The sequence below is a fragment of the Exiguobacterium sp. A1_3_1 genome, from assembly GCF_048985645.1.
Taxonomy (GTDB): Bacteria; Bacillota; Bacilli; order Exiguobacteriales; family Exiguobacteriaceae; genus Exiguobacterium_A; species Exiguobacterium_A indicum.
The window spans coordinates 1-9,094 of record NZ_WBYY01000135.1 but is presented as its reverse complement, the minus strand read 5'-3'; the positions used below and the strand labels follow the sequence as shown (position 1 = coordinate 9,094).

The window sequence follows — 9,094 nt, the reverse complement described above, 5'->3', positions numbered from 1 at the left end:
AACGTAAAGCGTAATGGTGGGAACGTCGCATTCCCAAAACTGATTTCAAATAAGTCAGGTTCAAAATCTGTTCGTTTTGCTTGTTCCACAAGCATTTTAGCTGTTTGCTCCACGACATCCGTCAATTTTTTCTTGATATACCCGAATCGACTCGAACTCATCAAGATCGCATTCTGAATTTCCGGCGTCACCTTTTCGACAGCTTCCTTCGCAAGTGTTCCGCACGTCTCGCCGTCGATTTCTCGCCAGTGTCGTCCAGAAGCTTTAATACTGAGCGACAGATCATTCAATGCACCGTGGAACAGATTCCCGATGTCTGGTGCTTCAAATTTATACAGCTTCCGCTCGCGTAAACGAAGACCGTATCGGGCAAAATGCTTATACGAGCAGGCGTTATAGGTCTCAAAACGCGAAACGCTCGCTTGCAGTGAATCACCATATAGACGATGCGCCAACCCTTCCGGCAAGGCTTCCGCTTGATTTTGATAGAACAAGGCACTCGAGAATAACCCCATCCGTTCACGCCCCTGTCCATTTTCGAGAAGCGTGTTGTACACTTCGAACCAAATCGGCTGAATCGGATAACGTCGTTGAAGACGCCGGAGTTCAATCGCTGTCGCTGCTGCCGCGCGATCTGGACTCGTCACAAAATCAAGTTGTTCTTGCGGTGCGTGTTCCCCAGCTTCTGCAAAGTGTGTTTTGATCGGACGATCGAGCAACAGTTGTCGCTTTAATTGTTTTGTGATCGCTGCCGGCTGAAGCGCCTTTCCTTCTTCATCGACAAGTGCGTAACTGACATACAAGGCTTCACTTGGAGCCATCATCCCTTGATACAGGTAAAACAGCTCATCATCAAACACATCAAGAGACGCTTTCCCAACCGGAATACCATGTTCATGTAAAAAGTCATGATCATTTTCGGACAGTAACTTTGATTGATCTTGAACGAACGGAATCAGACCATCATTCGCTCCCAGTAAAAAGACGACTTTTACTCGTTGTAATCGTCCACGGACATAGTCCGTCGCGATCACTTGATCGAGCGATGGCGGAACAAGTGCAAAACGAAGGCTCTCAAGTCCTGTCTCGACCATCTGAACGAACAGCTCCGTCGATAAAGTATGCTCAGGTGCAGCAGCTTCTAGCTGCTCGAATAGATGAAGTATCGCTTCGTATACTTGATCATGCTCGCGCGCAACAAGTAATTGATCCTGCTCTAGTGCCTGCTTACGCCATTCCATTAAACACTCTGCAATTTTTTGTTCTTCGAGGAATTGATAAAGACCTTTCGTATACGCGCTCATCGTCTTCGCCTGCTTTAACCTACGGTGCAACGGTTCAATCAAGTCGACGACGAATGTTCGTAAATGGTTCAGTTCTTCTTCTTGCGCAAGCTCCTCTTCCGTTAAGCGAACTTCCTCTGCTAAGCGTCGCTTTAATTGCCACGGTTGTTGCCACATCGATCCTTTGATGCCGCGTTCGAGCACGAACGTCTCGAAACGATCGAGCGCTAGACGCGCATCTTCTGCGGGAATCGGCAAGAGCTCCGTCTTCAGTAAACGAAAGACTGTTTCTTCCCGATAACCCGATGTCACGATGTCTAAAGCGGATTGAATCAAGTCAACAAGCGGATGATGAACCATCGACTCACGTTGATCCAAGAAATATGGAACATCATACATGTGGAATGCTCGTTCCAAGTGATCCGCATACGGCTCAAGATGTCGCACGACGAATGCCATCTCATGAAAGCGATACCCTTTTTGTCGAACGAGTTGAATCGCTTTCCGCACGGCTGATTCTGCTTCAACTTGACGGTTAACTGCAGCTGTCATCTGAAAGCCGTCAATGTCATGATCGACAGGAGGATATCCCGGCTTCAACAAGGCCTGCTCCAAATGTCGTAGCCCTTCTGATTGAAACTTGATTGGTTGATCATACAAGATTTCTTCGTATGGAATCGACAGCTCCTGCATTTGACCGATCAACTGCATGTAGCATCGCTGAGACACACCAAAAGAAGTTTGTTTCGCATAAGGATCCGTTGCGTCCATTGTAAAACTAATATGCATTTCAGCCACTTGTTGCATCAAGGCGAGTAAAACTTGTTGTTCCTGGAGCGAAAATTCATAAAATCCGTCGACGATGATCGTCGCTTGATCCAGTCGCGCTTTGGGAAGTAATTCGAGTAACGTCGTATAGTAATCGTCTGCATGGAGTGCTTTATCGACAATTCGTTCCGTAAAGCGCTCATAAATCAACGCAAGGTCGTTTAATTTCGGTGACCGTTCGAGAGAGCGATCACTCACTTGACGCAACATGTCTGGCTCAATCAACGAACGTTTAAACGACGCAATGAGCTCATCAAGTCCTTGGAAAAATCCTGGCATGTTTTTAGTTCGTTTAAAAATCTTCAGTTCGTCTTCTGATTCCTCAACGACCTGTCGCAGTAATAGCTGTGTCCCCGTCTCATCAAGAAATGGAATCGCTTGATTCCCGTAATCGCGTAAAATATGAAACGCAAAGCGCCGTAGACTCATGACCTCAAGACGAACAAGACCTGCTATCCGTTCATCTGTCGCAATCCGCCGCTCCATTTCAAATGACATCTGATCTGGAACGATGAAATACATCTTCTCCCCTAATGGTCGTTGCTCGAGTTCTTGTACGACGCGCTCGATCAATTGTGTCGTTTTCCCACTACCGGCACGACCAATATGCATATGGTTCATCAAGAAAACCTCCTCCTCGTTTTTCTTTACTCTTAGTATCTCATAAACAAGAACAAATGTACTGTTTTTGGCGCATGTCTTCTACGTATAAATTTGCTATAATCAGGACACATCCTATGTAAGGCAGGTGATGCTCCTTGTCACTTTACGAAACCATCGGAGGCGAGCATGTACTCACATCCTTGGTTCGCTCGTTCTATCATCAAGTCTACCATGATTCACTGTTGCGACCGTTGTTCCCTGACGATCGACAACGTGTCGAACAGGCACAACTCGTCTTCTTGACCCAATTGACAGGGGGACCGCGCGACCCGGATCAACCGCCGGCGAGTTTAGCGATGATTCACCGGTTATTACCGATTCAAAAAGAACATGCCATCCGTTGGTTGGAACTGATGGAAGTAGCTGCTCTTGATACAATTCCAAATGAAGAAGCACGACTTCAACTACTCGATCGATTACGAATTGGCGCGATGAATGTACTACGCGTTTGTGAAGCACACCAGATGGACTGAGGGATTTTTCTTTCTCATCTGTCCATTTCCATGTAAAATAATAAATGGAGGCGATAAAACATGACGGAAGAACAAGAACAACGACCTGAACTCGTAAAGAATGCGATCGAGCAAGCCGAAGCATCGACGAACGAGGATGACACGCTCGAGGAAGAGCAAACCGAAGAACAAAAAAAATTGGATCACATCAAAGGTCTCGTAACCCTTGAACGCGGATCTGATTACTATCGTGTCGTTTTTTATGACGACCATAAACACTTGATTTTCAAGGAACTCGATTACGACCGTGTCGACTTCGTAGGTCGTTTCTACAATGATAGCTTTGATCCGACAAACTTGACGGAACTAGAAGAAATCGCAGAAAAAGCACTCTCGACTTCTTTACGAAAACGATTCTTGTAATGCATGAAATAAGCCGTCCTCCGATTGGAGAACGGCTTATTTTTATTGATCAGATTGTTTTTTCTTCCGACGAAGGATGTAAGCAAGGACCCCACCTGCGACAGCGATCCCTGTTGCCGCTAAGATCGGTAATAAGACCTTTTTGTTAGATGCTAGTTTTTGTTTGACTTGCTCTAGGCGCGACTCATTCGTCTCCTTCAAGGCGATAGATGTCCGACGGTTCATCGTGACGTGTTTCGCAGCATCCGTCACGACGATGCGTTTCGTGACCCAACGGCGATTTCCAGCATCATCGACGACCAATTGTCGTGCCCGTTTAATTCCTTTGATTCGTTTACCCGGTGTATTTTCCGGACGTACGATGCGGGAACTGATAAAGCGTCTGCCTCCAGTCGCACCAAATCCAGGCTGTAGTTTTCGGCGATTTAACCATTCGTATGATTCATTCATCGTGTCGCGGTAAAAGTTACCGCTTCACCTCCCTATGATTTCTCTCTCTACTGTTTCTCCTTACGTAAGTAAGATTCCTGTTATGTGTTTCCACTTTTCACCGATTCTTAAACTCCGGCAATTGAAAACGACGTTGCATTTCATACGCCAGTTCCAGCGTTTTAATCCGTTGTCGCTCGATGCTGTATGCCGAGGCATCCGTATCGATACATTGCCCGGTCTGAAATTCGACTTGTACTTTTCCCGATTTTTTCTGAACAGTCTTCATCTGTTTAAAATTAATCCAAATACATTCTGCCTTTTCTTTTGCGGTCGTTGGAAAGAAAATCGTCTGTGCTTGCCAATCCACTAAAACAGGTGTCTTTCGGTTCGGACCAAGAATATGCCGCGCTGCTTCAATTCTTCCACGCATCGACGAACCAAAATACAAACAGGATTCTTCAATTAATTTAATCGGATGACCATCTAAAATGCTCTCAGAATGTTCCTTAATAACGAGTGTCTGCGGCTCTCCGTACTGACCATATTGCGGGATCAAGGCTAACGTTTCTTCCGTAACTGGGTATGACATATTCTTCGCTCCCTTCCTGGACTACATTGGTTATATCAAATAATCAGTTATGTTGTTTAGTCCTGCTAGTTATTTCCTAATGAAAAAAACGAGATCCAAAGATCCCGTTTTTAATATTTCTCTGTCTTACTTTCATTTTGATTCTCCATTTGTTCGATGAAGTGCCTTGGAAAATTAAAAATCACACAAACTTTTCCGACTCCATTTCCCGCAGAGCGATTCTCGATTGCGACCGTCCCGTCATGACGCTCGACGATCCGTTTGACAATATAAAGACCTAAACCGAACTTCCCTTCCTTACCACGTGAGAATTGATGGAACAGTGGTGAGGAGGCGTCAAGCGGTGGTCCATCATTTTCGATTTCAATATGAACATGATCCGATGTTCCGGACAATCGGATATCGATTCGTGTTTCGGCATAACGAATCGCATTGTCCATGACATTTTCGAGCGCAACACGCAACTGCTCTCCTTCACCAAGAACGATTCCTGCTTCCCCACTGACATGCCACTCGAGTGACTTCGTCCCGGAAAAGCGATTTTTCAACAGATGCACCATCCGGTCGATGTCAACATTGTCCCACGTCGAACGATCGAGCTCGAAATAGTCGAGCTTCGTGACGTAGAGTAAAGCCGCGACTTTTTTCTCTAATCGTTCCGCTTCTTCATCAATGACGGATACGGATCCGGTCAAATCACCATCAGGATAAATCCCGTCTGAGATAGACTGGGCATAACTTCGGATGACCATGATCGGCGTCTTCAAATCATGGGAGATGTTTTGAAGTAATGATTTTTGTGCCTTATCTTGTTTTTCAAGATCCATTCGCATCGCATCGACCGATCGTGCGAGTCGTCCAATCTCATCCCCACGGTCAAGCGGAAGTGGTGTATCCCACTTTTGAGCCGCAATTTTCCCAACCGCTCCCTCGATCTCAACGAGTGGATGTGTCAAACGTCGCGCTAACCAAAAGGCAATGAATAACGTAAAGATACTCCCAATGATGACGACGAATCCGATTTTCGAGAACAACTGTGTAATCAGTTCTTGCCGATACGCATCCCAAACATAAGAGACACGATAATAGGTTTCGCCGCTAACCTCGATTTTTCGAATACTGTAATAGACGTCTTCTTTATCAAGACGAGTTGTATACTTTGCTGTAACGGTCTTTTGATCAATTGCATCACGGTACATCTGATTGATCAGTTGTTGTGGCGCTCCACCGTAGTAGAGTTTGCCGTTTTTAGAAAGGAGTAAGATGTTAACAGAACGAGACTCCTGTTTTCGGCGGTCGAATTCGATCGGATTATCCTGTAACATCTCGATGACAGAAGCATCTTTCGAGAAGAAGACTTCACTATTCTCAAGTGTCGCATAGACCTGTTCATCGATGAAATTTCCAATCGATGAACGGATGACCAGGAGAATGACCGCAGAAAGCGTGACGATGACGAGCAGAAACATCGCCCAAATCTGGAATCCGAGACTGCGGTTTTTCATGCAGACACCAAGCGATAACCGATGCCGTAAATCGTTTCGAGCTCAAGCTTCGATAATTTTTTACGGACGCGACGAACGAGATCATCGACGACTCGGTCTGAACCGAAATAATCGTCACCCCAGACGCTGACAAGAATCTGCTCGCGTGACATCGGCGTCCCAATTTGTGTAGCGAATAAAATCAACAAATCGTACTCTTTCGACGTCAAATCGATTTCTTGACCATTCTCTTCGATGATTCGTTTCTCTGGATAAATCATATAATCGCCGTATTGGATGACACCACTCTTTGGTGTCGCATACGTTCGTGCCAAAATCTTTTTGACGCGGATGACGAGTTCTCGCGGAAGGAATGGTTTTGCGATGTAATCGTCTGATCCCATCTCAAGACCAATGATTTTATCGATGTCCTCATCCCGAGCCGAGATGAAGATGACAGGTGTCGTCTCATCATGTGCCTTGATCCGTTTAATCAATTGAAAACCATCCATATCCGGTAGCATGATGTCTAAAATCCATAAGTCAGGCTTTTCAACGATGGCAGAGGCCGCTGCCTCACCAGACGTAAATGATTTCACTTGCCATCCTTCTTGCTCCAAATATTTCACGAGTACACGGTTCAAGTTCACTTCATCATCAACTAAATAGATTGTATGCATGGCTCTCACTCCTCGACTAATGTGCTTTGTTTCAGTGTATCAAAGGAATTCCGCAAAATTATGGGAGAGTGGATAATAATTCAAAAAAACCTTTCTTTTCAAAAGAAAAGAAAGGCGAAGTCATAAATTTTCTATTATTTGACGAGACGGAGCGCTGGATACGCTACTTGCTCGTTCTTTGAAGTCACAGGTGTTGCCTGTTGACGACGTTCCATTTTTACGACGTGCATCAAAAATCCAACGCCGCCTCCTAGCAATACCGTTACACCCGTCATTAATAGAATCTCCATTTTCTTCGCCACCTTTTCCATCGCAATTGATAATCAGTATCATCCTCAAACTGACTATATCATGCTCAAACGAAAATGAGAAGCGTTCTCATGAAATTAATCGTCTAAAAACTTTTGTTGTTCCAGTTCATGGCGTTTTCGAATGATTTCCTTCCAATCAAATTGTCCTTGTTCGAGTCCATTAATTAAAATTTCAGCAGTTCCGACATTCGTCGCAAGCGGCAAATCGTATACGTCACATAATCGAATGAGTGCCGAGACGTCCGGCTCATGCGGTTGGGCCGTCAGTGGATCGCGTAAAAAAATCACGATATCGATTTTTCCTTGTGCTACCAGCGCTCCGATTTCCTGATCCCCACCGAGTGGACCTGACTTACAGCGATGGACGTGCAGATCGGTTGCTTCCATGATCCGTTGCCCGGTCGTTCCTGTCGCGTATAATGTATTTTTCTTAAAGAATGCGGCGTAAGCCCGTGTAAAGCCCATCATCTCATCCTTTTTCTCATCATGTGCAATCAATGCGATATTCATTCGTATCCCCTCCTTCTTGTCTATGCACAGAAAAAGAACTTCAGAAACCTGAAGTTCTTGAGACAGTCATGAATTCGTCGGTTGTTTCTTCAACACGGTCCGTAAAATCTTTCCGGTCGTATTACGAGGTAATTGATCGATGAACTCAATCTGTGTCGGACATTTATATTTCGCGAGTGATGTAGCACAGAATGCCTGCGTTTCCTCTTCCGTCATCGTCTCACGAGCAACAACGAATGCTTTGACGGCTTCGCCCATCTCCTCATCCGGTATACCGATGACGGCGGCTTCGATGACGTTCGGATGCTGATAGAGGACTTCTTCGACTTCACGCGGGTAGACGTTGTACCCACCGACGATGATCATATCTTTTTTGCGATCGACGATATAGAAATACCCGTCTTCATCTCGACGAGCCAGATCACCCGTATATAACCAGCCATCGCGTAACGTCGCTTGCGACTCTTCCGGCATCTTGTAATAACCGGTCATGACGTTTGGTCCCCGAACGATCAATTCTCCGACTTGACCATCTGGTAATTCTTGTCCGAGTTCATCGACGACTTTGTTTTCGACATCGACGATCGATGTTCCAATCGAGCCTGGTTTTTGAACACCATTGACCGGATTGAAACAAGTGACGGGTGATGCTTCCGATAAACCATATCCTTCGAGGATATGACATTGGAATGTTCGATCAAATGCTTCAAGAAGCGGCACTGGAAGACTCGCTCCCCCTGAGACGAACAAACGTGTTGATTCAAAATAGGTCGCATATTCCGGATGAGCCTTCACGGTTTGCAGTAAAAAATTATACATCGTCGGTACACCCGCAAAAATCGTCACCTGTTCTTTTTTCGCTAACTCAAACGTCTCTTGTGGTGAAAAACGTGAAGCAATGATGATTGACGCTCCATGTGCGAGTGACGCATTGACGACGACCGTCAAACAAAAGACATGGAACATCGGTAATACGGCAAGTGTCCGGTCGTTACTGGATACATGTAGATAATCTCCAATCGAGCGCGCATTCGACGTCAGATTACGGTGGGATAACATCGCACCTTTTGGTTTTCCTGTCGTTCCACTCGTATAGAGAATGACAGCGATGTCGTCCAGTTCATTCGTCACTTCGGTCAAGGGATGTTCGATTTCGAGCCAGCGATCGAGCGTGATGAACGTCACTTGTTGATGTGTTTCGTTTGGTCCTTCTTGATCCGCGTAAGGAACAGAGACGACAATCTTAAGATTCGGTAAATGCACGAGACGATCTTTTGCAGCTTCGACGAGCGGTGCAATCCCTAAAATCCCCTTCACATCACCGTTCATCAGGATATACCCGATTTCATCCGGTGTGTATGTAGGGTTGATTGGAATCGCGATTGCCCCTTGTTTCATGATGGCGTAATATCTGTCTCTTATACACATCTCCGAGCCCA

General features: G+C 45.5%; 10 protein-coding genes. 2 read left to right on the top strand and 8 right to left on the bottom strand.

Annotated features, from left to right (window positions below; translation table 11 throughout):
• Positions 1–2,732, bottom strand: a 2,732-nt coding sequence (locus F8N00_RS13400; RefSeq protein WP_421018380.1) for a PD-(D/E)XK nuclease family protein, incomplete at its 3' end; no start/stop codon positions are given.
• Between the two features lie 137 nt (positions 2,733–2,869).
• Here F8N00_RS13400 and F8N00_RS13395 point away from each other — a divergent pair.
• Complete coding sequence (locus F8N00_RS13395; protein WP_035398458.1) at positions 2,870–3,247, top strand: truncated hemoglobin; 378 nt, start codon at positions 2,870–2,872, stop codon at positions 3,245–3,247.
• A gap of 60 nt (positions 3,248–3,307) precedes the next feature.
• Positions 3,308–3,649, top strand: a complete 342-nt coding sequence (locus F8N00_RS13390; RefSeq protein ID WP_023467386.1) for a hypothetical protein — start codon at positions 3,308–3,310, stop codon at positions 3,647–3,649.
• A gap of 42 nt (positions 3,650–3,691) precedes the next feature.
• Here the strand turns inward: F8N00_RS13390 and F8N00_RS13385 are convergent, their stop codons facing one another.
• The 7 genes from F8N00_RS13385 to F8N00_RS13355 form a co-directional block, all read right to left on the bottom strand.
• A complete protein-coding gene (locus F8N00_RS13385) occupies positions 3,692–4,099 on the bottom strand; it encodes a hypothetical protein (protein WP_421018379.1) in 408 nt (135 codons plus the stop codon).
• A 97-nt stretch (positions 4,100–4,196) separates the two neighbouring features.
• Positions 4,197–4,670, bottom strand: coding sequence for a competence protein ComK (locus F8N00_RS13380; protein ID WP_035398461.1), 474 nt, complete (start codon positions 4,668–4,670; stop codon positions 4,197–4,199).
• A gap of 110 nt (positions 4,671–4,780) precedes the next feature.
• Positions 4,781–6,175: a HAMP domain-containing sensor histidine kinase gene (locus F8N00_RS13375; RefSeq protein WP_023467382.1), complete on the bottom strand. Its 1,395-nt coding sequence runs from the start codon at positions 6,173–6,175 to the stop codon at positions 4,781–4,783.
• Entirely contained in the window at positions 6,172–6,834 is a 663-nt protein-coding gene (locus tag F8N00_RS13370; RefSeq protein WP_023467381.1) for a response regulator transcription factor, read from the bottom strand. The genes F8N00_RS13375 and F8N00_RS13370 overlap by 4 nt, the downstream gene beginning before the upstream one ends.
• 134 nt (positions 6,835–6,968) lie before the next feature.
• Positions 6,969–7,124, bottom strand: coding sequence for a hypothetical protein (locus F8N00_RS13365; protein ID WP_421018378.1), 156 nt, complete (start codon positions 7,122–7,124; stop codon positions 6,969–6,971).
• 96 nt (positions 7,125–7,220) lie between these two features.
• Positions 7,221–7,655, bottom strand: coding sequence for a methylglyoxal synthase (gene mgsA / locus F8N00_RS13360; protein WP_023467379.1), 435 nt, complete (start codon positions 7,653–7,655; stop codon positions 7,221–7,223).
• Between the two features lie 66 nt (positions 7,656–7,721).
• Positions 7,722–9,094: AMP-binding protein (locus tag F8N00_RS13355; protein ID WP_421018377.1), on the bottom strand; the 1,373-nt coding region annotated here is incomplete at its 5' end.

Excerpts from the sequence above, each read along its gene's own strand:
- F8N00_RS13390 (WP_023467386.1), top strand. The coding sequence starts at position 3,308 with ATGACGGAAGAACAAGAACAACGACCTGAACTCGTAAAGAATGCGATC.
- F8N00_RS13385 (WP_421018379.1), bottom strand. The coding sequence starts at position 4,099 with ATGAATGAATCATACGAATGGTTAAATCGCCGAAAACTACAGCCTGGA.
- F8N00_RS13380 (WP_035398461.1), bottom strand. The coding sequence starts at position 4,670 with ATGTCATACCCAGTTACGGAAGAAACGTTAGCCTTGATCCCGCAATAT.
- F8N00_RS13375 (WP_023467382.1), bottom strand. The coding sequence starts at position 6,175 with ATGAAAAACCGCAGTCTCGGATTCCAGATTTGGGCGATGTTTCTGCTC.
- F8N00_RS13370 (WP_023467381.1), bottom strand. The coding sequence starts at position 6,834 with ATGCATACAATCTATTTAGTTGATGATGAAGTGAACTTGAACCGTGTA.
- F8N00_RS13365 (WP_421018378.1), bottom strand. The coding sequence starts at position 7,124 with ATGGAGATTCTATTAATGACGGGTGTAACGGTATTGCTAGGAGGCGGC.
- mgsA (WP_023467379.1), bottom strand. The coding sequence starts at position 7,655 with ATGAATATCGCATTGATTGCACATGATGAGAAAAAGGATGAGATGATG.